Origin of the sequence: Lyngbya sp. CCY1209 (genome assembly GCF_035615495.1) — a bacterium.
Classification (GTDB): domain Bacteria; phylum Cyanobacteriota; class Cyanobacteriia; order Cyanobacteriales; family Microcoleaceae; genus Limnospira.
The window spans coordinates 1-22,183 of sequence record NZ_JAJENU010000659.1; the positions used below are offsets into that span (position 1 = coordinate 1).

The 22,183-nt window shown below is 54.1% G+C and carries 17 protein-coding genes; 11 read left to right on the forward strand and 6 right to left on the reverse strand.

From position 1 onward, the window contains the following. The first annotated feature begins 146 nt into the window (after positions 1-146). On the forward strand, positions 147-620 hold the full coding sequence (locus LKE08_RS27115) for a VOC family protein (protein ID WP_324707417.1): 474 nt from the start codon (positions 147-149) through the stop codon (positions 618-620). A gap of 298 nt (positions 621-918) precedes the next feature. Here the strand turns inward: LKE08_RS27115 and LKE08_RS27120 are convergent, their stop codons facing one another. Next, a complete protein-coding gene (locus LKE08_RS27120) occupies positions 919-2,658 on the reverse strand; it encodes an NFACT RNA binding domain-containing protein (protein ID WP_324707418.1) in 1,740 nt (579 codons plus the stop codon). Positions 2,659-2,911: 253 nt separating this feature from the next. Here LKE08_RS27120 and LKE08_RS27125 point away from each other — a divergent pair, with 253 nt between their 5' ends. After that, the gene (locus LKE08_RS27125; protein ID WP_324707419.1) at positions 2,912-4,519 is read left to right on the forward strand and encodes an MFS transporter; all 1,608 of its coding nucleotides are present in this window, start codon (positions 2,912-2,914) and stop codon (positions 4,517-4,519) included. 87 nt (positions 4,520-4,606) lie between these two features. Beyond that, positions 4,607-5,719, forward strand: coding sequence for an alkene reductase (locus tag LKE08_RS27130; RefSeq protein WP_324707420.1), 1,113 nt, complete (start codon positions 4,607-4,609; stop codon positions 5,717-5,719). A gap of 263 nt (positions 5,720-5,982) precedes the next feature. Here LKE08_RS27130 and LKE08_RS27135 read toward each other — a convergent pair whose 3' ends face one another. Together LKE08_RS27135 and LKE08_RS27140 are read right to left on the reverse strand one after the other, a co-directional pair. Further along, on the reverse strand, positions 5,983-6,894 hold the full coding sequence (locus LKE08_RS27135) for an alpha/beta hydrolase (protein WP_375341470.1): 912 nt from the start codon (positions 6,892-6,894) through the stop codon (positions 5,983-5,985). A gap of 2 nt (positions 6,895-6,896) precedes the next feature. Continuing rightward, positions 6,897-8,960 (reverse strand): hypothetical protein, encoded by a 2,064-nt coding sequence (locus LKE08_RS27140; RefSeq protein ID WP_324707421.1) that lies wholly within the window; start codon positions 8,958-8,960, stop codon positions 6,897-6,899. Between the two features lie 40 nt (positions 8,961-9,000). On the opposite strand from LKE08_RS27140, the gene LKE08_RS27145 reads away from it, so the two are divergent. The 3 genes from LKE08_RS27145 to psaB all read left to right on the forward strand — a co-directional run bounded on the left by LKE08_RS27145 (position 9,001) and on the right by psaB (position 14,120). Beyond that, complete coding sequence (locus LKE08_RS27145) at positions 9,001-9,156, forward strand: hypothetical protein (RefSeq protein WP_324707422.1); 156 nt, start codon at positions 9,001-9,003, stop codon at positions 9,154-9,156. A gap of 373 nt (positions 9,157-9,529) precedes the next feature. Continuing rightward, positions 9,530-11,785, forward strand: coding sequence for a photosystem I core protein PsaA (psaA, locus tag LKE08_RS27150; protein ID WP_324707423.1), 2,256 nt, complete (start codon positions 9,530-9,532; stop codon positions 11,783-11,785). Positions 11,786-11,894: 109 nt separating this feature from the next. Next, the gene (gene psaB / locus LKE08_RS27155) at positions 11,895-14,120 is read left to right on the forward strand and encodes a photosystem I core protein PsaB (protein WP_324707424.1); all 2,226 of its coding nucleotides are present in this window, start codon (positions 11,895-11,897) and stop codon (positions 14,118-14,120) included. 14 nt (positions 14,121-14,134) lie between these two features. Here psaB and LKE08_RS27160 read toward each other — a convergent pair whose 3' ends face one another. Continuing rightward, positions 14,135-14,332, reverse strand: coding sequence for a hypothetical protein (locus LKE08_RS27160; RefSeq protein WP_324707425.1), 198 nt, complete (start codon positions 14,330-14,332; stop codon positions 14,135-14,137). 113 nt (positions 14,333-14,445) lie between these two features. Here LKE08_RS27160 and xth point away from each other — a divergent pair, with 113 nt between their 5' ends. The 3 genes from xth to LKE08_RS27175 all read left to right on the forward strand — a co-directional run bounded on the left by xth (position 14,446) and on the right by LKE08_RS27175 (position 17,801). Further along, a complete protein-coding gene (gene xth / locus LKE08_RS27165; protein WP_324707426.1) occupies positions 14,446-15,234 on the forward strand; it encodes an exodeoxyribonuclease III in 789 nt (262 codons plus the stop codon). 170 nt (positions 15,235-15,404) lie between these two features. After that, positions 15,405-15,566, forward strand: a complete 162-nt coding sequence (locus tag LKE08_RS27170; protein ID WP_324707427.1) for a hypothetical protein — start codon at positions 15,405-15,407, stop codon at positions 15,564-15,566. A 450-nt stretch (positions 15,567-16,016) separates the two neighbouring features. Continuing rightward, complete coding sequence (locus LKE08_RS27175; protein WP_324707428.1) at positions 16,017-17,801, forward strand: cyclic nucleotide-binding domain-containing protein; 1,785 nt, start codon at positions 16,017-16,019, stop codon at positions 17,799-17,801. Positions 17,802-18,071: 270 nt separating this feature from the next. Here LKE08_RS27175 and LKE08_RS27180 read toward each other — a convergent pair whose 3' ends face one another. Continuing rightward, the gene (locus tag LKE08_RS27180) at positions 18,072-19,112 is read right to left on the reverse strand and encodes a glycerate kinase (protein WP_324707429.1); all 1,041 of its coding nucleotides are present in this window, start codon (positions 19,110-19,112) and stop codon (positions 18,072-18,074) included. A 151-nt stretch (positions 19,113-19,263) separates the two neighbouring features. Continuing rightward, positions 19,264-19,599, reverse strand: coding sequence for a DUF565 domain-containing protein (locus LKE08_RS27185; RefSeq protein ID WP_324707430.1), 336 nt, complete (start codon positions 19,597-19,599; stop codon positions 19,264-19,266). A gap of 103 nt (positions 19,600-19,702) precedes the next feature. Between LKE08_RS27185 and LKE08_RS27190 the strand changes: the two genes are divergently transcribed. Next, positions 19,703-20,221: a hypothetical protein gene (locus LKE08_RS27190; protein WP_324707431.1), complete on the forward strand. Its 519-nt coding sequence runs from the start codon at positions 19,703-19,705 to the stop codon at positions 20,219-20,221. Further along, a complete protein-coding gene (locus LKE08_RS27195; RefSeq protein ID WP_324707432.1) occupies positions 20,176-22,101 on the forward strand; it encodes a glycosyltransferase family 39 protein in 1,926 nt (641 codons plus the stop codon). Before LKE08_RS27190 ends, LKE08_RS27195 begins: the two co-directional genes overlap by 46 nt. Positions 22,102-22,183: the final 82 nt, after the last annotated feature.

Sequence of the window (22,183 nt, forward strand, 5' to 3'; positions counted from 1 at the left end):
CGCAGAGGCTTGCCCCTACCGATTGATCATTGATGGATTGATGGATTGATGGGCAAGCGCAGAGGCTTGCCCCTACCTCCTCTTTATCATTGTTTGTGGCTATATCCGCTACAATCAAGAAACGGTAAAAACGAGGAGCGATCGCCATGCAATCTATCTCCACCTCCGGCCAACCCACCCTCGCACCCGGAATGCTGCGCCGCGTCCACCACATCGCGTTTAACGTCGCTGACATCGAAGCTTCCCGCAAATTCTACGGGGAAATTCTCGGACTCCACGAACTGAGGGGAGAAGAGGTTCCCAGCACCCTGAAATCCTTGGTGGAAGCCGGGAAAGTCGCCAATTTCGTCACGCCGGACGGGACGGTGATCGACCTGTTCGCCGAGCCCGACCTGGAACCGCCGCACCCCGACCCGACGCACCAATTCACCCGCGCAAACCACCTCGCCTTCGATATCGCCCCCGAACAGTTCGATGCCGCGGTGGAGGTGTTGCGGAACGGACAGATCGCGATCGCCCAAGGCCCGGTCAGCCGCCCCACGGGTCGCGGCATCTACTTCTACGACCCCGACGGATTCCAGATCGAGATCCGCTGCGATCCCCTCCCGGAGGACGGGTAATGTAGCAACGAGCGATCGTATGTTTACCGTTTCGGAAAGGGAGTTTCCCCTCCCTACACCCTACACCCTACACCCCACACCCCAGCGCGCAGCGCTATAAAAATGGCCGACCCCGGGGGGATCTGGCCAGATGCAAAAGGATACCGTTGTTGTTGCGATTTGAGGACACCCGAGTTTTGGCGTTCCGCGTTTGCGGTGCGGGTATAAATTCTCAAACCTCTCGATCGCATTGTAACAAGTATCACACCTCTTTCATTCACAAAAGTTTACTTTTTTAGATCGGGCGGTTTGCGATCGCCTACACTTCCAGACCCAAAACCTGGATGGCCTGCTGCGGTGCCCCCCACAACACCCGTTCATGCTTGTAAATCACCATCCCGGGTTTTGCCCCCTTGGGTTTGTAGACGTGTTTGGGGTGGGTGTAAATCACCGGAACCTGTTCGCTTTGGCGGGCACGGCTGTAGTAGGCGGTGACGTTGGCGACGAACTGCAAATCCGTGTCGTCGGGCACTTCCCCCGGCGGGAGACGCAGCAAAACGTGACTGCCGGGGATCTCCTGGGTGTGGAACCAGAGGTCGTAATCCGTGGCCACCTGGGACGTGAGGCGATCGTTTTGTTGGTTGTTGCGGCCCACCAATAACTCGAATCCCCCCGGCGTCCGGTAGCGATAAAATTCGGTTTCCGTGCCCGCCGCCGGTTTGCGATAGTCGGGGACGCTGAGATAGCCTTCCTCGATCAATTCACCCCGAATTTCTTTTAATGTTTGCAGGTCGGCGGGTTTTTGGTAGGTCGGCGTCTGGGCGATCGCGGCTTCCACCTGTTCCAAATAGTCTATCTCATCTTTGACCGCTTTCATCAAGGGTTCGATCGCCACCCGTGCCCGCTTGAGTTTCTGGTGTCGCTTGTAGAGAGATTGGGCGTTTTGGACGGCGTTTTTTTCCGGATCGAGGGGGATTTTCACGGGTTCTCCCGTCTCAAAATCAGCTAATTTAATAGCCTTCATTCCCGGTTCCCACTCGTGCAGGTGGGCCATCAACAAATCGGCTTGCCCCCGATACAGATCCGCATCGTCCGACTGTTGCAGGCGATCGCAAAATCCCTGCAATTTTACCCCCAATTTTTTCAACAGAGTATTGAGTTTTTGACTGATTTGATGCCGGAGTTGTTTGAACTCCTGGCGGTTGAGTTCTTCGGTATAATATTCGTCGAGAAGTTCCTGAACCGTCGCCGGACTTTCCCCGATCTTTCCCCAACCCGTGACGGTGTAACCCGTCTGAGTTCGACCCGGTTTAAATTCCTCTGTTTCCAAGGTGTGCAACCACTCCCGCCACCGCTGAAACAGCCGTTCCCATTCCGCATTATTTAGACTTTCCGTGGTGCAATTTTGATCCAAACCCGCCACTTCGATCATGGAAATTGCCAGGGAGGAACTCAAGCCCCGATAACTTTTGAGCAATTGTTTTTTCACAGAACCCGGAATCAAACTCACCCGTTCCCGCCAGCGTTCCAAAGGTTCTTCCAACTTGGGAATCGGATCGGTGAGGCGGGGGGGCAATTCGTAGCGATCGCCGGTTTGGATGGGGCGGACGCTGGACTGTTGGCTGCTGACTTGGTGGGCTGCGGTGACGATCGCGTTATCTTTTCCGGCTAGAATAACGTTGCTGTATTTACTCATAATTTCGACGTACAAATGCCAGAGGGCGGGCTCTCCCGGACGCTTGGCAAATTGGAAATCGATCACCCGTTCCCAAGGGGAAACTTCGGCGATCGCGACTAACGCCAAACCCCCCAATTGGTGCCGCAATTGATCGCTGAATGTGAAGGTGTCGGGGACTCGGGGGGGCGGGGAAGAGACGCAGAGGCGGGCGGCTTGGGGGTGCCAGGAAATATCCAGCCAACCCCGGCGGTTGAGGGTTCGCAGGGCGAGGGAAACGGTGAAGCGATCGCGCTGATACACCTGTTCGAGGCGGGCGGGCAGCCAGTTTGTCCGCAATTCGGAACAGGATGCCATCAGGGTGGTATAGTCTACGGGTTGCATGGAGGGATTCTCGTCGGCGGTGGCTTTTCGAGATCAATTTTAAGCGATCGCGCCCGGTGTCGGAGGTGAAGTTTTGCCAAAACCGATCCGATCCCCCTAAATCCCCCTTGAGCAGGGGGACTTTAAATGCACATCCCTTGATCAGGGGGACTTTAAATGCACACCGTATCTCATGAGTATGAGAAACCCTATACTGATTCAATCCGCCCGATTTTAAAGGTTATCAAAAATTTCGACTTTGGAGATTAAACTGATGCAGAAATGGATGCTGCTGATGATTTTGGCGATGTCGATGTTTATTATCGTCATCGATACCACGATCATGAATGTTTCGATTTCCGCCTTGGTGGTGGATCTGAATACGACGGTAGGGGGCATTCAATCGGCGATCGCCCTATTTGCCCTGGTGATGGCGTCGTTCATGCTGATCGGCGGTAAACTCTCCGTTATTTTTGGTAAAAAACGCACGTTTTTGGTCGGACTGATAATTTTTGGCATCGGGACGGCGACGGCTTCCTTCAGTCAGACTTTGGGAGTTTTACTGATCGGCTGGTCGGTTTTAGAAGGGTTGGGTTCCGCCCTGATGATACCCAACATTCAGACGTTATTACGCGGTCAATATCAAGGTAAAGATCTCGCCTTTGCCTACGGCATTATCAGCGCGGTGGGGGCGGTGGGCGCGGCGCTCGGCCCCATCGTCGGCGGATATTTGACCACGTTCCACAGTTGGCGGTGGGCGTTCCGCCTGGAAGTCGCGATCGTGATTTTGGTCTTAATTCTCAGTCCGAAAATTCCCTCGGAATTGCCGCCAGAACGTCGCCCGAAATTTGATTTTCTGGGGGGTTTACTGGCAATTATCGGATTTTCCAGCATCGTGACGGGCATCTTACTCGCCCAAACCTACGGACTTTGGCTGGCGACAAAACCGTTGGCGATCGCCGGTTTAGAACTGGCTCCTTTCGGACTGTCTGTCACGCCCTTTTTGGTCGGCATCGGCATCCTATTTTTGATGGGATTAATTCTTTGGGAATGGCACTTAGAAACCATCGCCACCGACGGATTATTCAAACCTTCTCTCTTCAAAACACCGGGACTGATCCCCGGTTTTGGTGTCCGTTTCGTCCACATGGCAATTCTGGCATCGTTCCTATTTATCGCCCCCCTGCTGCTGCAATTGACGTTTGAATTTACCGCCATGCAAACGGGAATCGCCCTTTTACCCATGTCCCTGGCGATCCTCGTTTTCGCGATTCTGGGGGCGAAACTGTCCGCCCGTTTTTCCGCCAAACGAATTATTCAAGTCGGGTTTATTTGTGGTATCTTAGGATTAATCCAACTGATTTTCACCATTCAACCCGACGCCCGACCGAGAGAACTCGCCACCGGGGTTTTATTCGGTTTGGGAATGGGTTTGATCGCCTCGCAAATCCTGAATTTAATTCTATCCTCCGTCAGTCCGGAAGATACCCCGGAAACGTCGGGATTGAATTCCACCTTTGAACAGTTGGGAAATTCCATCGGCGTGGCTTTGGTGGGGGTGATGATGCTGGCAACATTGACCATTGGCGCTCAAAATTGGGTGGAAAATAGCTCTTCAATTCCGGAGGATAAAAAACCGGAACTGATTGCTGCAGTGCAAACGAGTATCGAGTTGGTTTCCGATACCCAACTGGAAGAAATATTAAATCAAGGTGAGTTTACGTCGCCACTGACCGAACAGATTTTAGAAAATTATGCGATCGCCCGCATCAATGCATTTCGTTCGGGGATGATCTTTCTAGTTTTTGTTGCTTCAGTGGGGTTAATTTTAACGACGGGATTACCCGATCGCAAACTCGTCAGTCAAGCCCCGGAAGACTGATTTTTCTGTAGCACAGGCATCCTGCCTGTCACATCCATTTTTCATAAAATCGTTTATCATATGATCGGATTGATAAGGCTTTGACAGATGACCGAAAACACGAAATCACCCAAATTACTCAGTCCCGTAAAAATCGGGAGTGTCTCTTTAAACAACCGCGTCGTCATGGCCCCCCTGACGCGATCGCGATCCGGAGAAGACCGCATTCCCAACCCTTTGATGGCGGAATATTACGCCCAACGCGCCTCGGCGGGTTTGATTATTACTGAAGCGACAGTTATTTCAAAACAGGGCATCGGCTGGCTAAATTCCCCCGGAATTTACACCGACAAACAGGGGGAAGCTTGGCGGCCAATTGTCGATGCCGTCCACAACAAAAATGGTAAGATTTTCCTGCAATTGTGGCACACCGGCAGGGCTTCCCATTCCAGCTTCCACGACGGAAAACTGCCCGTCGCCCCCTCGGCGATCAAATTGAATGAGGATTACATCCACACCCCCACCGGAAAGCAGCCCTACGAAACCCCCAGGGCGCTGGAAACAGACGAAATCCCCGGCGTGGTTGCCGACTATCGGAAGGCATCGGAACGGGCGAAATATGCCGGATTTGACGGGGTGGAAATTCACGGTGCGAATGGCTATTTGATCGACGAATTTCTGCAATCTAAAACCAACCACAGAAGCGATCGCTACGGTGGCAGCATCGAAAAAAGGTTTCAATTTTTGAGAGAGGTTACGGAAGCGATTCTCACGGTTTGGGACAGTGATCGCGTCGGAGTTCGCCTGTCTCCCAACGGCGGATTTAACGATATGGGTTCCTCCGATTACCGGGAAACATTTCTCTACGTCGCCGAACAGTTAAATACTTATAATTTGGCTTACCTCCACATTATGGACGGTTTAGAATTCGGGTTTCACGAACTCGGAGAACCGATGAAATTGTCGGAATTTCGCCCCCTCTTTTCCGGTGCTTTGATCGGTAATTGTGGCTACACCCAAGAAAAGGCGGAAGCGGCGATTCAAGCCGGGGACGCGGACGCGATCGCTTTCGGCCGTCCCTTCATCAGCAACCCGGATTTGGTGGAACGATTCGCCCACAACTGGCCTTTAAATCCCGATGCGGATATGTCGGTTTGGTATTCTTTCGACGCCGAAGGTTACACCGATTTTCCGACTTATCAAGAAGCCAAAACGGCATGAAAAATGAATTGATATCAGATCCGCTGGTAAGGATGGAGTCCAGGTGGGGGCAACCGTCTCCGGTTGCCTGCTGCTAAGGGATGGAGCCAAAGTGGGGGCAACCGTCTCCGGTTGCCTGCTGCTAAGGGATGGAGCCCAGGTGGGGGCAGCCGTCTCCGGTTGCCTGCTGCTAAGGAGCCTCATTCTCGAAAAATGCCTGGAGGGAGCTCCAACTGATTGGGTTAACATGATATCGCGATGCCAAAACCCGCCCAATTCCCCCTCTAAAGTTGACTCACAAACTCCCGAGTCACTTTCACAAACCTTTCAGTTTCTTCATAGGGCAAAACATTGCGGCCGGGAATCACGATCGCCCGGGCATTTTTCCACCCTTTTTCATAGGCTTGTTTTCGATCCTCCGGAGTTTCCGATTTACCGCTGCGGCTGATACTCGAAGCGCGATCGCCGATAACGACGAGGGTGGGTTGACTCAAGTTTGCCATGTCCAGGGCGTAATCTTTCCGCCAGAATCCCGCCAAAAAAGAAAACACCGCGTAGCGACTTCTCGCCTCCCGCGAACCCACCGCCAGCAAATCCAACCACTCGCGATCGACATCCTTCGCCTCCGCAAACAATTGGCGAATGGAAAAAGATTTTAAAAACTGTTCCCGACGGGCATAAATCCACAACAAACGTCCGCCGGGGGCATCAAAAAAGAGATTCCAAAGCAAACGCTGCCGGGGGTCAGATGAAGCCTCGGTCATCACCGGCCAAGCCGGGGGGCCGGATAAAACCATCCCCCGCACGCCGTCCGGATATTTTTTTGCGAGTGCGATCGCCACCGGCAACAGGGCCCCCTGAACAACTACAATTACCGGTTGTTTGATAACCGTTTTTATCAATTCCTGCAATTGTTCCGCCCAGTCTTCGACTTGATAGGCGACGGGGGGTTTTTCACTCTCCCCACACCCGATCAAATCGGGATTGTAAATCGCATTTTCACCGCCCAGGTGCCGCCACTCCCGACAAAATCGATACCAAAAACGGCGGGACAATCCCACGCCGATGGGGTGAACCAGCAGCAGGGGACTGGCCGAACTGTCCCCATCGGGAGGCGGATCGAATTCGTAGGCGCATCGATATCTCTGCCAGGTGTAATACTCGACGGGATTTTGGGTTGGCATTGAATCAGTCATTTTTATGCTTCCGATTGGGGATTTGAAACAGTTTCGGCGGGGACTTCCTCGGCTTCCATTTCCACCGGTTCGGGTTCCGGTTCAACAACTTCCTCGACGGGGGATTCCTCGACTTCCACTTCCGTTTCCGCGATCGGTTCGGGTTCGATCGCTTCAATTTCAGATGCTTCGATATCCGCTTCCGGCATCGGTTCGGGTTCGATCGCTTCAATTTCAGATGCTTCGATATCCACTTCCGGCATCGGTTCGGGTTCCGATTCAAACATTTCCTCGACGGGGGATTCCTCGGCTCCGGTTTCCGGCATCAGCTCGGATTCCGAGTCAAACATTTCCTCGACAGTCGGTTCTTGGATGTCCTCCTCGACGGGCAAATCCAAATCGGGCACCAAATCGGGGGACGCGAACGGCGGGAGTTCTTCGACGGGTTCGGGTTCCGGCACTTCCTCTAGAATTTCCGGCAACGTGGCCGGGGCGCCGGGGGTGGGTTCCTCGGAACTCAAGAAGGGAATCCGGAAGCGATTGAGAAGGTTTTGGATACCGCCTCCGGAGGCTTCGGAACTCGGGGTTTCTCCACGATCTCCGCCGAATTTGGGCAATTGGAATTGTCCCAAAAATTTTTGGATCGGGTTTTCGCCCGGTTCCTCCGGGATTTCCGGTGCGACTGCTTCGGGTTCCTCCTCTGCGGGCGTTTCGGGTTCTTCAACCGTCGATTCTTCCGACGCTTCCTCTGCGGGAATTTCGGGTTCTTCAACCGCCGGTTCTTCAACGACCGGTTCTTCTAACGTTTCCTCTGTGGGCATTTCCGGTTCTTCAACCGCCGGTTCTTCCGCCACCGGCGTTTCCGGTTCTTCAACCGCTTCTTCTGTGGGCGTTTCGGGTTCTTCAACCACCGGTTCTTCCTCGACGGGGGCTTCTACTTCCTCTTCAATGGCGGGTTCTTGCTCGGTGGGGGCTTCTATTTCTTCAATAATGACCGGTTCTTCCTCGACGGGGGCTTCTACTTCCTCTTCAATGGCGGGTTCTTCCTCGACGGGAATTTCCGGCTCTTCTTCAACGACGGGTTCTTCTTCTGCCGGGGTTTCCGGTTCTTCTTCAATTTCGGGAGCGGGGGTGATGGGACTGATAGAGTCGAATTCGACCAAACTCCGGGCTTGGGCCAGGGAGAGTTGGCCCCGGACAAGTTGGGAGAGGGGGTCTTGGCGGTCGGGATCGTAGGTGAGAACTCGGGCGGTGGTGTTGTAAACGTTGTCGAGGGGTTCTCCGAGTTCGTCGAGGAATTCGAGTTGAACCCAGTTTTTGCCGGGTTGGAATCCTTTTAAATAGATGGGTTCCCAGCGATCGAGGACGAAGCTTTCGCCGTTGACGGTGACGCGGATGCGCCAATCGACGATTTCATCTTCGGGATCTTCCTGGGCGACGAGGTGCAGGGGGGCGTTGTCCAAATAGAAGTCCAGGAGGATGGGTTCGGCCCCGTAGGTTCCCCGGGGGCGGTTGTAGGTGAGCAGGGGGAGATCCAGATCGGGGTGATTGTCGGGGGTTTTCGTATAGATATGGAATGTCGTGCTGGAGAGGGCGCCGTCGTTTTTGAAGCTCTCGCCCCAGGGGTAGACGGCGAACACCCGCAGCGTGTGGGTTCCGGGTTTGAGGTCGGGGAGGATGAGGGGTTCTTGGGGGTTGTAAATGTCGCGATCGCGTCCGTCGTCGAGAATGAAATGCAGGTGGGGTCCCAAACCGAGGGTTTGATCTCGGAAGGTGGGAAAGTCCCGGACGTCGAGTTGCACCGTTACGGTGTTGTCCGCGAGGATTTCTTCGGATTGGGGACTGAGTATTTTGACCTGGGGTTGGTAGCGATCGAGGGCCGGATGCAGTTTTTGAATTAAGTCCGGGGGGGAGACTTCCGCGATTTTCTGTTGGGGGGGTTTGGGGGAGGAGGGCGGACTGGGGACGGTTTCCAACGTTTGTTCGGCTGACGAACCGCACCCCGCCAGGGGCAATATGAGGACTGCCGCGAGGGCGACGGCCAGCAGTCGTTTGATCGGAGTCCACCACCAATTCAGAACAGACACGTTAAATACTCCTAAAAACCCGGATCGATAATTTGGACGGATGCCTTCCATAGGGAACTATAGCCCAAAAGGACCGCCTCCCAAATACCCGGCCCGACAAACCGGCGATGTGGGGCGATCGCGGCGGGTGGCCAAGGGCCGTCCGGATGGCGATCGAATTGGTATACAAAGCTACTTCATGTCCCAGAAATTTTAAGTTTTGTAACTGTTCAATGCGGATATTTACGGTCTCCGGCGGGCGAAATCGGCTCAAGCGTCGATATCGTGGGCATTCGAGCTATTCTTAATTATTGTTACCGACCCATCCCATGTTGCTCGAAAAGATGATATATCATGTAGAGACAACAGCTTCCGGGCTGCAGCATAACAAACTGCTATCGACAGAAGTCGGCAGTTGTCGCTAAAATACGCCTTTAAATACACAAGGCAAAACCCAGGGTATGGTGTTGTCCCCGGCAAAGGTTCAGAGAATTCTAAACTTTTGCAAAGGATGTTGAAGGGGTTTTAACAACCGTTCTTCAGAGTCTGCAACATTTCTTGTTTTTTGTGATACGGAGAGGAGAGTCTAAATGACCATCAGTCCTCCAGAGCGGGAGGCAAAAGTGAAGGTCACGGTAGACAAGGACCCAACTCCCACATCTTTTGAAAGATGGGGAAAGCCCGGTCATTTTCGCCGCGATCTTGCTAAAGGTCCAAGTACGACAACCTGGATTTGGAACCTACACGCCGACGCTCACGACTTCGATAGTCATACCAGCGATTTAGAAGATATTTCGCGCAAAATCTTTAGCGCCCACTTCGGCCATCTCGCAGTCATCTTCATTTGGCTGAGTGGCGCCTACTTCCACGGCGCGAAGTTTTCCAACTACGAAGCCTGGCTGACCGATCCCACCGGGATCAAGCCCAGCGCTCAAGTGGTTTGGCCGATCTTTGGCCAAGAAATTTTAAATGCCGATGTAGGTGGTGGTTTCCAGGGCATCCAGATCACTTCTGGACTGTTCCAGCTCTGGCGGGCCTCCGGCATCACCAACGAGTTCCAACTCTACTGCACCGCGATCGGTGCCCTGGTGATGGCGGGCCTGATGCTGTTCGCCGGTTGGTTCCACTACCACAAGCGCGCTCCCAAACTGGAATGGTTCCAGAACGTGGAGTCGATGATGAACCACCACCTGGCCGGACTGCTGGGCTTGGGCTGCTTGGGTTGGGCCGGACACCAAATTCACGTGTCCCTCCCCATCAACAAGCTGCTCGACTCCGGAGTCGCTCCCCAGGATATCCCCCTGCCCCACGAGTTCATCCTGAACTCCAGCTTGATGGCAGAACTGTATCCGAGCTTCAAAGAAGGTCTGGCACCTTTCTTCACGCTCAACTGGGGGGTTTACGCCGACTTCCTGACCTTCAAAGGTGGACTGAACCCCCAGACGGGCGGTTTGTGGCTGTCCGACACGGCCCACCACCACCTGGCTCTGGCCGTCCTGTTCATCGTCGCCGGCCATATGTACCGGACGAACTGGGGCATCGGCCACAGCATGAAGGAAATCCTGGAGGCTCACAAAGGTCCCTTCACCGGTGAAGGTCACAAGGGTCTCTATGAAATCCTGACCACTTCCTGGCACGCGCAACTCGCCATCAACTTGGCCATGCTGGGGTCCCTGAGCATCATCGTGGCCCACCACATGTATGCGATGCCCCCCTACCCTTACATCGCGACGGACTATCCCACCCAACTGTCTCTGTTCACCCACCATATGTGGATCGGAGGCTTCCTGGTCGTGGGTGCTGGCGCCCACGGTGCCATCTTCATGGTGCGGGATTACGATCCGGCCAAGAACGTCAACAACTTGCTCGATCGCGTGATCCGTCACCGCGATGCGATCATCTCCCACCTGAACTGGGTCTGCATCTTCCTGGGCTTCCACAGCTTCGGGCTGTACGTCCACAACGACACCATGCGTGCGTTTGGCCGTCCCCAGGATATGTTCTCCGACACGGGGATTCAACTGCAGCCCATCTTCGCCCAGTGGGTGCAAAACCTGCACACCCTGGCACCGGGCAACACTGCCCCCAACGTCATGGCTGGCGTCAGCCCCGCCTTCGGCGGTGATGTCGTTGCCGTCGGCGGCAAGGTCGCGATGATGCCGATCGCGCTGGGTACGGCGGACTTCCTGGTCCACCACATCCACGCCTTCACCATCCACGTGACCGTTCTGATCCTGCTCAAGGGTGTCCTGTACGCCCGCAACTCCCGCCTGATTCCTGACAAGAGCGAATTGGGATTCCGGTTCCCCTGCGACGGACCCGGTCGCGGTGGCACCTGCCAAGTCTCGGGTTGGGACCACGTGTTCCTCGGCCTGTTCTGGATGTACAATTCCCTGTCAATTGTGATTTTCCACTTCAGTTGGAAGATGCAATCCGACGTTTGGGGAACCGTCGCCCCCGACGGTACAATCACCCACATCACCAATGGCAACTTTGCACAAAGTGCGATTACCATTAATGGGTGGTTGCGTGATTTCCTGTGGGCGCAAGCCTCCCAGGTGATCAACTCCTACGGGTCAGCCCTTTCGGCCTACGGTTTGATGTTCTTGGCGGCTCACTTCGTGTGGGCGTTCAGCCTCATGTTCCTGTTCAGCGGCCGCGGCTACTGGCAAGAACTGATCGAGTCCATCGTTTGGGCGCACAACAAGCTCAAAGTGGCTCCCGCAATTCAGCCTCGTGCTCTGAGCATCATTCAGGGTCGCGCGGTCGGGGTCGCGCACTACCTCCTCGGAGGAATTGTCACGACCTGGGCGTTCTTCTTAGCCCGAATCATCTCCGTAGGATGAGAGATCTCTGCTCGGGAATTGGGGCAGTTCTCGTCCCTCTCAAACAGACGGCGAAACCGCCTCAATTTCCCCGGGCAGACTCGACGAGAACACGATTTAGTTAGGACTTATGGCAACGAAATTCCCAAAATTTAGCCAGGATCTGGCTCAAGATCCGACCACCCGTCGGATTTGGTACGGGATTGCCACGGCCCACGATTTCGAGACCCATGATGGGATGACGGAGGAGAATCTCTACCAAAAGATTTTCGCCTCCCACTTCGGACACATCGCCATCATCTTTCTCTGGACTTCTGGCAGCCTGTTCCACGTCGCCTGGCAAGGCAATTTTGAACAGTGGATCAAAGATCCCTTAAACGTCCGTCCCATCGCCCACGCGATTTGGGACCCCCAATTCGGACAACCCGCCGTTGATGCGTTCACCCAAGCGGGCGCATCTAACCCGGTGGACATCGCATACTCCGGGGTTTACCACTGGTGGTACACCATCGGGATGCGGACCAACGGAGACCTGTACCAGGGTTCCATCTTCCTGCTCCTGCTGGCCGCAGTCTTCCTGTTCGCCGGTTGGTTGCACCTCCAGCCCAAGTACCGCCCCAGCCTGTCCTGGTTCAAGAACGCCGAATCTCGGTTGAACCACCACTTGGCCGGTCTGTTCGGCGTCAGCTCCTTGGCTTGGACGGGTCACCTGGTTCACGTCGCCATCCCCGAATCTCGCGGACAGCACGTCGGTTGGGATAACTTCCTGAGCACCCTGCCTCACCCGGCGGGTCTGGCTCCCTTCTTCACCGGAAACTGGGGCGTTTACGCTCAGAATCCCGATACTGCCAGCCATGTGTTCGGCACGTCCGAAGGAGCCGGGAGTGCGATCCTGACGTTCTTGGGCGGCTTCCACCCCCAGACTGAGTCCCTGTGGTTGACCGATATGGCTCACCACCACCTGGCGATCGCGGTGATCTTCATCATCGCCGGCCATATGTACCGGACCAACTTCGGTATCGGCCACAGCATCAAAGAGATGTGCGACGCCAAAGAGTTCTTTGGCCGTAAGGTTGAAGGTCCGTTCAATATGCCCCACCAAGGCATCTACGAGACCTACAACAACTCCCTGCACTTCCAGTTGGGCTGGCACCTGGCTTGCCTCGGGGTGATCACCTCCCTGGTGGCACAGCATATGTACGCCCTGCCTCCCTACGCCTTCATGGCTCGGGATTACACCACGATGGCCGCCCTCTACACCCACCACCAGTACATCGCTGGATTCATCATGGTCGGTGCATTCGCCCACGGCGCCATCTTCCTGGTTCGCGACTACGATCCGGAGCAAAACAAGGGGAACGTTTTGGCTCGCGTTTTGGATCACAAAGAGGCAATCATCTCTCACCTGAGCTGGGTGTCTCTGTTCCTCGGATTCCACACCCTGGGCCTGTACGTCCATAACGACGTCGTGGTCGCTTTCGGAACCCCCGAAAAGCAAATCCTGATCGAACCGGTCTTCGCCCAGTTCATTCAGGCTTCTCACGGTAAAGCGGTTTACGCGATGGACGTGCTGCTGTCCAATTCCGACAGCATCGCCACCACCGCCTGGCCCAACTACGGCAACGTCTGGTTGCCCGGCTGGCTGGATGCCATCAACTCCGGCAAAAACTCCCTGTTCCTGACCATCGGCCCTGGCGATTTCCTGGTCCACCACGCGATCGCCCTCGGCCTGCACACCACCACCCTGATTCTCGTCAAGGGTGCTCTGGATGCCCGCGGCTCCAAGCTGATGCCCGACAAGAAAGACTTCGGCTATGCCTTCCCCTGTGATGGCCCCGGCCGTGGCGGTACTTGCGACATCTCCGCTTGGGACTCCTTCTACCTCGCGATGTTCTGGATGCTCAACACCCTGGGCTGGTTGACCTTCTACTGGCACTGGAAGCACCTGGGCATCTGGCAGGGCAACGTTGCTCAGTTCAACGAGTCCTCCACCTACCTGATGGGATGGTTCCGCGATTACCTGTGGTTGAACTCTTCCCAGTTGATCAACGGCTACAATCCCTTCGGAACCAACAACCTGTCCGTCTGGGCCTGGATGTTCCTGTTCGGACACCTGGTTTGGGCAACCGGTTTCATGTTCTTGATCTCCTGGCGGGGTTACTGGCAGGAACTCATCGAGACCATCGTTTGGGCACACGAGCGCACTCCCCTGGCGAACCTGGTTCGCTGGAAGGACAAGCCCGTTGCACTGTCCATCGTTCAAGCTCGCATCGTCGGTCTGGCTCACTTCACCGTTGGCTATGTCCTGACTTACGCAGCCTTCTTGATTGCCTCGACTGCCGGCAAGTTCGGTTAACCCGGACACCCCAGTTAGGTAATTAAACGAAAGTCCCCCGCCGGCTGGTGGGGGGCTTTTTTGATGGTGTGAAGTCCCCCAACTTGATGCGACGTTGGGGTTTCCCGCGACGAGAGATCCTTCCGGACCGCCACGGAGCCGATATCGGTCCGACTCTTCCTCAACAGGCAGCTACCCGCCTTCGGATGGCAGGATAGTTGTCGATCGCTCATTGCTATAGAATAGAGTGCGATCGCCTCTGGCGGCGGGCCTCCCCCTATCGAGTCGGTTCTGCAAGCCTTGTCCTAACCGCCTTAGCGGTTGCCATATGATTCCCCGATTCAATATGAAAATTGCCACCTGGAATGTCAACTCAATTCGCACCCGACAGGATCACGTTTTGACTTGGTTGAAATCCCAAGATATCGACGTTCTCTGTTTGCAGGAAACCAAGGTGGTTGACGAAAGTTTCCCCCGATCGCCCTTTGAAGAATTGGGCTACCACCTCTACATCTCCGGCCAAAAAGCCTACAACGGCGTGGCGATTTTCAGCCGCCAACCCCTGGAATGGGTCAATGGGGGATTTACGCCCATTTTGGAACCCGATCAGGTGGGGGAGTTCGACGCGCAAAAACGGGCGATCGCGGGCGTTATCGACAATATTTGTATCGTCAATCTCTACATCCCCAACGGTTCCTGCGTGGGGAGCGAAAAATATGAATACAAACTGGAATGGTTGGCCTTGCTGCGGGACTATCTCGACAAAATGTTGGCTCAATTTCCCGATCTCTGCGTCTGCGGGGACTTCAATATCGCGCCGGAAGATCGGGACATCCACGACCCCAAAAAGCGGGAAACTCATATCATGTCGTCCGACGCCGAACGGGAGGCGCTGCGGGCGATCGCGGATTTGGGACTCGCCGATGCCTTCCGCCAATTCACCCAAGACGGCGGACATTACAGTTGGTGGGACTATCGCGCCGGGTCCTTTCCCCGCAACCGGGGGTGGCGGATCGACCATCACTATTTGAGTGCTTCATTATATAAACGTGCGATCGCCTGCACCATTGACCGCGAACCGAGAACCCGGCCCAAACCCAGCGACCACGCGCCCGTAATTTTGGAAATAGAATGACAACTAGCAGACAATTAGCAGCGATTGTACTGACAAAATACAACGGAAAATACCCCGAAATAACTGCCAAAAAGGAGTCTTGGTGAATCTAAAAAAAATATTTTTTTTGAGGTTTTCATCCCTGAGTATTAATGCTTTAATCGGAGTGGACATCTATTTCGGTGGCACTCATGTATTGGGTAACTTTAACCGCAGCAGTCGCCTATGCGTTCGGCATCTACCTATTACTTCTGATGCTGCAACGCTTGCTCCTCCGCAAACCGGCTCCTCAAAGCCAGTTAAAACCCAGTTTTGTTCTGCGAACCAACTTTTTGAGACGGGCGATTCGTTGACGGGAGGGGGGTCAACCCCCCGCTTATTATCGGCGTTGGAAGATAATGTCAAGTACCTAAAGATAGAGATCGAATATTTCGAGGTGCGCGATCGCCTCAGTTTGTCGCGCCGGCTTTTTCAGAAATTAGAACAATCTTTTAAATCGCTATATTTGCGGAGAGAGTAATGGGTTCCTCTCCGCTTTACCTGATTTTAAAGATTTTGTGTCATACTGATCGACAATCCGGTTTTTTAGTTCAATTCACGTCGATCCTTCTGAATACGCTTTAGACATCGGGGGGTATTAATCAGTTTTTCCGACCACATGATTGAACTCCCAGCCCCTTTGTTCTTGAATTTTAAAAATCGGATTGACTCCAACCTAGTCGATTTTAAATTCGCGGTATATTGACGTGTTTGAAAATATTTTATTGTCTGCATTGTTCGCCGGTCTCTTCAGTTCGCTGTCGATGCCACTGGGTGCGGTGACATCTTTATTTTGGCAACCGAAACATCGAATTTTATCCTTTTTGATCGCCTTCGGTGCCGGGGCATTGCTGGCGGCGGTGATCGTCGATTTGGTGGGAAATGCCCAAGAAAAAGGTCACTATTTGGCGTTGGTCGCCGGGGCGATTCTGGGCAGTTTGTTTTTTACACTTGTCAATAAAATCGTGAACGAATCGGGCGGTTTTTTGCGGAAACCTTCCACCATGTTGGTGCATCTGAACCAGCAAAAAAGTCGTCACTTTCAAAGTAGTCTCGACCAACTCAAACGCATCGATCTGTTCCGGCAGCTATCGGCCGACGACACTCAGTTTATTTCCCAGCGTTTACTGTTGGGAAACTATCCGAAAAATACCGTCCTTTATCAACCAGACGACCCCAGCGAAAGCCTCTACATCATCAGAAAAGGGGCGGTGGAACTGCTCGACCCCCTGGAAGATTGGCAACCCCACATCAACCTGCAAACCAACGACATTTTCGGCCGCATGGGATTTTTGACGGGGACATCCCACCAAATGCTGGCACGGACGACCGCAGACACCGAATTGTGGATTTTTCCCAAACCCGATTTTGAAGAATTGCTGCAAGTTTCTCCCCACTCGGTGGAGGTGACAAAAAACCTACTTCAGGGAGAAGAAATCGCCAATTATTTACGAAAGCGACACGAAATGAAATTGCCGGACATCAAAGATTGGGTGAGTCGGGCGATCGCCTCTCTGGGAGAAGATCGGGCCATCCCGGATGCGGTACCCAACGAACACAACGCCGAAGATTTCCTGGAAATTGCCCGCCAAATTCGGCGCTTTCCCCTGTTCGAGGATCTGCCGACGGACGAACTCGAAGAAATCAGCGAACGCCTCGTTTACCGTTCCTTTGATGATGGCTACGTCTTCTTTAAACCCAAAGAAATTGCCAATCACCTCTATCTCATCCATCGGGGAGAAGTCGAGTTGATCGACACCCAAAGTCCCGGAAAAACGCCCCCCGTCGTCCGCGATCGCGATGCCTTCGGCGTCCTCTCCTTCATCACCGGCGCTCCCCACACCATGACGGGTGTCGCCAAAACGGACGTGAAAGGGTGGGTTCTCCGCAAGCAAGATTTTCAAGAGATGATTCAGCAGTCCGAGTACCTCGAACGGAGTTTGGAAAACTTTTTGAGCGATGAATCGGTCAAAGCTTACTTGGAAAATAAGCAAGATTTCGACCCCAAAAAAGCCCGACGGTGGGTCGAAAAAGCGCTGCAAAGTATGAATGCCGGCGAGATCGTCCCTTCCGTGGTTTCCGCCTCCAAATCTCTGGAAGAACATGAGGATGCGCCGACCGCCATTTGGTTGGGTTTGTTGATGGACGGAATCCCGGAAGCGCTGACCATCGGAGCCCACATGGCAACGGGTCCTTTGAGCGCTTCACTGTTGGCCGGCTTGTTTATTTCCAACTACCCGGAAGCCCTTTCTAGTTCCACGGGAATGAAAGAACAGGGGTTCGCCGTCCCCCGCATTTTGGTGATGTGGACTTCAATTATGGTGACGACGGGGGTGCTGGCGGCGGTGGGCAGTTTCGCCTTCGCCAACGTTCCAGAAACCTGGATTTCCTTTTTGGAATCGATGGCGGCGGGGGCGATGTTGACGGTCATTTCCGAAACGATGTTGCCGGAAGCCTACGGAAAGGGTGGCTCGATTGTGGGGTTGTCAACCATCCTGGGATTTTTGACAATTATCCTGATTAGGGCGATCGATCCAAATAGTTATTAAATTGCAGTCTATCCAATTTCAATCATCTTCAAATCATGGTGGGGGCAACCGTCTCCGGTTGCCAAAGTTTGAAGCATTATAACAGTTTTCTGTCTGCTGCGATACGGTTCGATCCCCCATTATCCCCCTTAAAAAGGGGGACTTAAATTTAGAGCAGTTGTCTATCTGCTGCGCTCCGGTTCGATCCCCCATTATCCCCCTTGAAAAGGGGGACTTTGAGTTAATGTGTGTATCTCACCAACTTGAAAATTACTGTGGGTTGCCAAAACTTTAATCCCAAGCTCCCGGGCGATAAACCCGACCCACCGAATGATCCGCTTCGATATCGACCACCAAATCGACACGATCGCGATCTTCAACCAGGGGAAGAATGAACAATTCCGGGTGGAGGGACTTCCAAAAATAGTCCACAAACTGCTCGATTTCCCCATCCGTCATCCCCGATCGCCCCTTTGCTTTCATCTCATTTTCCGCCTGCCGCCGCCACTGTTTCGACAGCCGATAATCGACGGGGTTGAGCACCATCAGCCGATCCAGACGCTCCCACAGGGGCAAATAATCCTGTAATTTGTGGTTCATTTCCCGGGCAAATTGGCGATCGCTTTCCGTGACGATCGGCGCCGGGGCCGTCTCGAAAATCCCCCCATCTACAGGATGAGAGCCGACAAACCAGCCTTCAAATAATACGACATCAATCCCCGTCACCCACTCCGGTTCGGTGCGATCGCCGCCCCCGTTCCAGAGGGACTTGTCGAACCGGGGCACCGCCACCCGTTCCCCCGATGCGGGGTGTCGCAGTCGATCAAGAACCGAAATCCCCAAATCGACATCGTGGGTTCCGGGGGGGCCGCGCCAGATCAGGCGGGGATCGGCTTCCCGCAGGCGTTGGCGTTCGTCGTAGGTTTTATACAGGTCGTCGATGGAGAGGCTGAGAGTCCGGTAATCGAGGAGGGCGAGCACCCGCGAGAGCACCGTGGCGAGGGTGGTTTTTCCCGTCCCCTGCCCCCCCAAAATGCCCTGGACGGGCGGTCGGCCGAGGGTTTGGCGCAATTCGGCCAGTTGGATGCCGAGGGGCAGCCACAGCGTCCACAGGGTTTTCAACTGTTCGGATAAAATGGGCAAATCGGGATTTTCTCGCAGCAGCGATTGAAAGAGTTGCGATCGCCGTCGAATCACTTCTCCCACCCCTTCCGGTCCGATGCCGAATGCGGCCATCCGCCCGCGATCGCGGCATTCCTCCTCGGCCAGTTTCTCCAACTCCTCCGAAGTCGGCTGTTCTCCCCCCGCCCAACGTTGTAAAATCTCGATCATAATGACTGAAAAAAAATCGATAGAACATTAAAAAATTTTCAATTTACCTCGTAGGGGCCCCGGGCTTGCGCCCTCTCCTGCTTGCGCCCTCCCCACGAATGTCGAACGTGGGCGAATGCCATTCGCCCCTACAAGTTGAGCGCCCCAATTCTCAAGACCCGAGCAAAAATGCCAACAGGAAAAAACTGTAATTCAAACCAATTTTCAGGGCGTTGAGACTGTCGATCCACAGCGGTTTTTTAGTCTTTCGTACCACATTGCGATAGGCCAGCCAACTGATAATTTCCGTCACCACCAAAACCATAAAAGCGACGGAAATATCCCAACTCGCCTCCTGTCCCGCTATCGTAGAAATAGCGACTCCCAGGAACGTGCCGAACAGAAAACAAATGACCAGGACGGAAATTCGTCGCCAGGGGTTGCGGAGCCACTGGGTGGTTTGTTCGGCGAGCGCGTCGGCAAATCGGTTTAAACGAGTATTCTGCATGGATTCTCGGCGGGGTTTTCCCAATTTTACTGGACAGTTGCGATCGCGCCGTTCCTGGGGAACTCGAGGTCGAAACTGCTATTAAAAATTTATACCAAGACCAATGAAATTTAAACTCCATCCTAGCATTTGGGTGAGCGGGGTGCTTTTTGTTACCATTCTGATTTTCCGCCAACTTCTGCTCACCGCACCGACACCCGAGACATCCGTGGTGATTCCGCCGCCGACACCGGAACCCCCGGCGCCGTCCCCGAGTCCGACACCGTCGCCGGTTCGGCCCCAGTCCCCCGCCCCAACCGCCGGACAGGGATCGCTGCGAGTCAGCAACCGCACGGAGCACCCCGTCCGCATCGCGCTGCTGGCGACACCCGCCGGGGACGCCGAACCCGTCCACTGGGACTTCGCCCCCCAGGAAGGGAGCCAAAACGGGTTGCTGCTGTCCCTCCCCGCGGCGGATTTGGAGTTGAAAGCCGGGGATATCCTCGTCGCCTTTGCCCAGGACGGTTCCCGCCGGTACTGGGGGCCTTACGTGGTGGGGAAAACCGCCCTCCCCGAGTTCGACGCGGGACTCTCGGAATGGCATTTGATCCTGTCGCCTTCAGAAAGTTCGCGATCGCTTTAAAATCAGTAAGGCGATTTATCGATGCCATGTTGAAGGGAGCAATGAAACTGAAATCCGCAAGTTCGACGTCTCAATCTTTGCAATTTCCCCGAAATTCTTGCCCCCCCGCGGCGATTCTCTCGGTTTTGTGGCTCGGCGCGATCGCGATCGTGGCATTTTTGTGGAATTTGGGCGGGGTGGGTTTGGTGGACGAAACCGAACCCCTGTTCGCAGAAGCCGCCCGCCAAATGCTCGTCACCGACAATTGGATCACCCCCTATTTTAACGGAGAAACCCGCTTCGACAAACCGCCTTTAATTTATTGGTTGATGGCGATCGCCTATCAGTTTGTGGGGGTGAACGAATGGGGTGTCCGCCTCCCGTCCGCCCTCGCCGCGATCGCTCTGACGGCTTTCGGATTTTACACCCTTCACCAAGTCGCCACCCTCAAAAAAACCCGCCTGCGGAGCCTCCCCTGGATCGGTTCCGCCTCGATCGCTTTGAACCCGGAAACCATCGCCTGGGGCAGAATCGGCGTGTCCGATATGTTGCTGGCGGGCTGCGTGGGATCGGCGTTATTCGCCTTTTTTTTGGGTTACATCCGGGGCGATAAAAATCGCCTTAAATTCAATGCTTGGTATCTGATATTTTACCTTCTCATCGCCCTCGCCGTCCTCACCAAAGGCCCCGTCGGCATCGTCTTACCCGCGTTAATTATCGGGTCATTTTCCCTGTATGTGGGGACGTTCCGGCAAGTTTGGCGGGAAATGCGCCCCCTTTTCGGCGGGATATTATTTCTACTCATCACCCTGCCCTGGTATATTTTAGTCACCTTAGAAAATGGTCAAAGTTACTTAAAATCGTTCTTCGGCTATCACAACTTTGAACGGTTTACCCATGTGGTGAACCACCACGACGCCCCCTGGTATTTTTACTTTATCGTCGTGGCGATCGGATTCGCCCCCTGGTCGATTTATTTGCCCGCCGCGATCGCCCGCACCCATTTCTGGAATCGCCGATATTGGCAAAAACAAGATCGCGCCAACCAACTGGGATTGTTCGCCTTTTTTTGGTTTATCTGTATCTTTCTCTTTTTTACTGTCGCCGTCACCAAACTGCCCAGTTACGTCCTTCCACTGATGCCGGCTGTGGCGATTCTGGTGGCATTATTTTGGAGCCATTTAATCGATTCTGAAAAAATATTGAAACAGTTTCAATCGAGGAAAATAAAGGATTCGCGATCGCCCATTTTTCGCCATTTGATGCCCCTTTTTATTGTCAATATAATCGGTTTGCTGGCGATATCATTCGCCTTTTTGTACGGCATCAACTGGTTGGGTGCGGATGCGACGATGCCCGATTTGCCGGAGAAACTGCGAGACTCCGGGTTGCTGGTGCGCGGGGCCCTGATTTGGGGGGCGACTGCCATCGCGATCGCGATCGCGATCGCCCGATTTCGCCATCAAATATCCTGGATTTTAGCCATCAATTTAATCGGATTTGTCGCCTTTTTAATTTTCGCCGTCACCCCGGGATATATCTTTTTCGATCGCCAGCGACAATATCCCCTCCGAGAATTGGCGGCAACCGTCCGAGAACAGCGGCAGCCGGGGGAAGAATTGGTGATGATCGGATTCGAGAAACCCAGCCTGGTATTTTACACCCGAAACGCCGTCAAATACCGCGATCGCGCCACGGAAGCCGTCGCCGATCTCCGCCAACCCGAATTCCAATCCTCCCCCCCGGAAACCGTCCTCATTCTCGCCATTCCCAGAGAATTCGACGATGCCGGATTGCGGGATAATCATTACCAGCTTTTAAACAAAGTCGGGGCTTACCAACTCGCCCGAGTTTTCAAACCGACATTTTTGGTCGTTTCTCCCCGCATCGAACCCGATTAATTATCATCGCGTAAAACAAGCTTCTAGCTTGTCACAGGCAAGATGCCCGGGCTACAAAAGCGATCGCGTAAAACAAGCTTCT

What these genes read in the sequence shown, in the direction of transcription:
- LKE08_RS27115 (WP_324707417.1), top strand. Translation starts at nt 147, where the DNA reads ATGCAATCTATCTCCACCTCCGGCCAACCCACCCTCGCACCCGGAATG.
- LKE08_RS27120 (WP_324707418.1), bottom strand. Translation starts at nt 2,658, where the DNA reads ATGCAACCCGTAGACTATACCACCCTGATGGCATCCTGTTCCGAATTG.
- LKE08_RS27125 (WP_324707419.1), top strand. Translation starts at nt 2,912, where the DNA reads ATGCAGAAATGGATGCTGCTGATGATTTTGGCGATGTCGATGTTTATT.
- LKE08_RS27130 (WP_324707420.1), top strand. Translation starts at nt 4,607, where the DNA reads ATGACCGAAAACACGAAATCACCCAAATTACTCAGTCCCGTAAAAATC.
- LKE08_RS27135 (WP_375341470.1), bottom strand. Translation starts at nt 6,894, where the DNA reads ATGACTGATTCAATGCCAACCCAAAATCCCGTCGAGTATTACACCTGG.
- LKE08_RS27145 (WP_324707422.1), top strand. Translation starts at nt 9,001, where the DNA reads ATGCCTTCCATAGGGAACTATAGCCCAAAAGGACCGCCTCCCAAATAC.
- psaA (WP_324707423.1), top strand. Translation starts at nt 9,530, where the DNA reads ATGACCATCAGTCCTCCAGAGCGGGAGGCAAAAGTGAAGGTCACGGTA.
- psaB (WP_324707424.1), top strand. Translation starts at nt 11,895, where the DNA reads ATGGCAACGAAATTCCCAAAATTTAGCCAGGATCTGGCTCAAGATCCG.
- LKE08_RS27160 (WP_324707425.1), bottom strand. Translation starts at nt 14,332, where the DNA reads ATGAGCGATCGACAACTATCCTGCCATCCGAAGGCGGGTAGCTGCCTG.
- xth (WP_324707426.1), top strand. Translation starts at nt 14,446, where the DNA reads ATGAAAATTGCCACCTGGAATGTCAACTCAATTCGCACCCGACAGGAT.
- LKE08_RS27170 (WP_324707427.1), top strand. Translation starts at nt 15,405, where the DNA reads ATGTATTGGGTAACTTTAACCGCAGCAGTCGCCTATGCGTTCGGCATC.
- LKE08_RS27175 (WP_324707428.1), top strand. Translation starts at nt 16,017, where the DNA reads ATGCCACTGGGTGCGGTGACATCTTTATTTTGGCAACCGAAACATCGA.
- LKE08_RS27180 (WP_324707429.1), bottom strand. Translation starts at nt 19,112, where the DNA reads ATGATCGAGATTTTACAACGTTGGGCGGGGGGAGAACAGCCGACTTCG.
- LKE08_RS27185 (WP_324707430.1), bottom strand. Translation starts at nt 19,599, where the DNA reads ATGCAGAATACTCGTTTAAACCGATTTGCCGACGCGCTCGCCGAACAA.
- LKE08_RS27190 (WP_324707431.1), top strand. Translation starts at nt 19,703, where the DNA reads ATGAAATTTAAACTCCATCCTAGCATTTGGGTGAGCGGGGTGCTTTTT.
- LKE08_RS27195 (WP_324707432.1), top strand. Translation starts at nt 20,176, where the DNA reads ATGGCATTTGATCCTGTCGCCTTCAGAAAGTTCGCGATCGCTTTAAAA.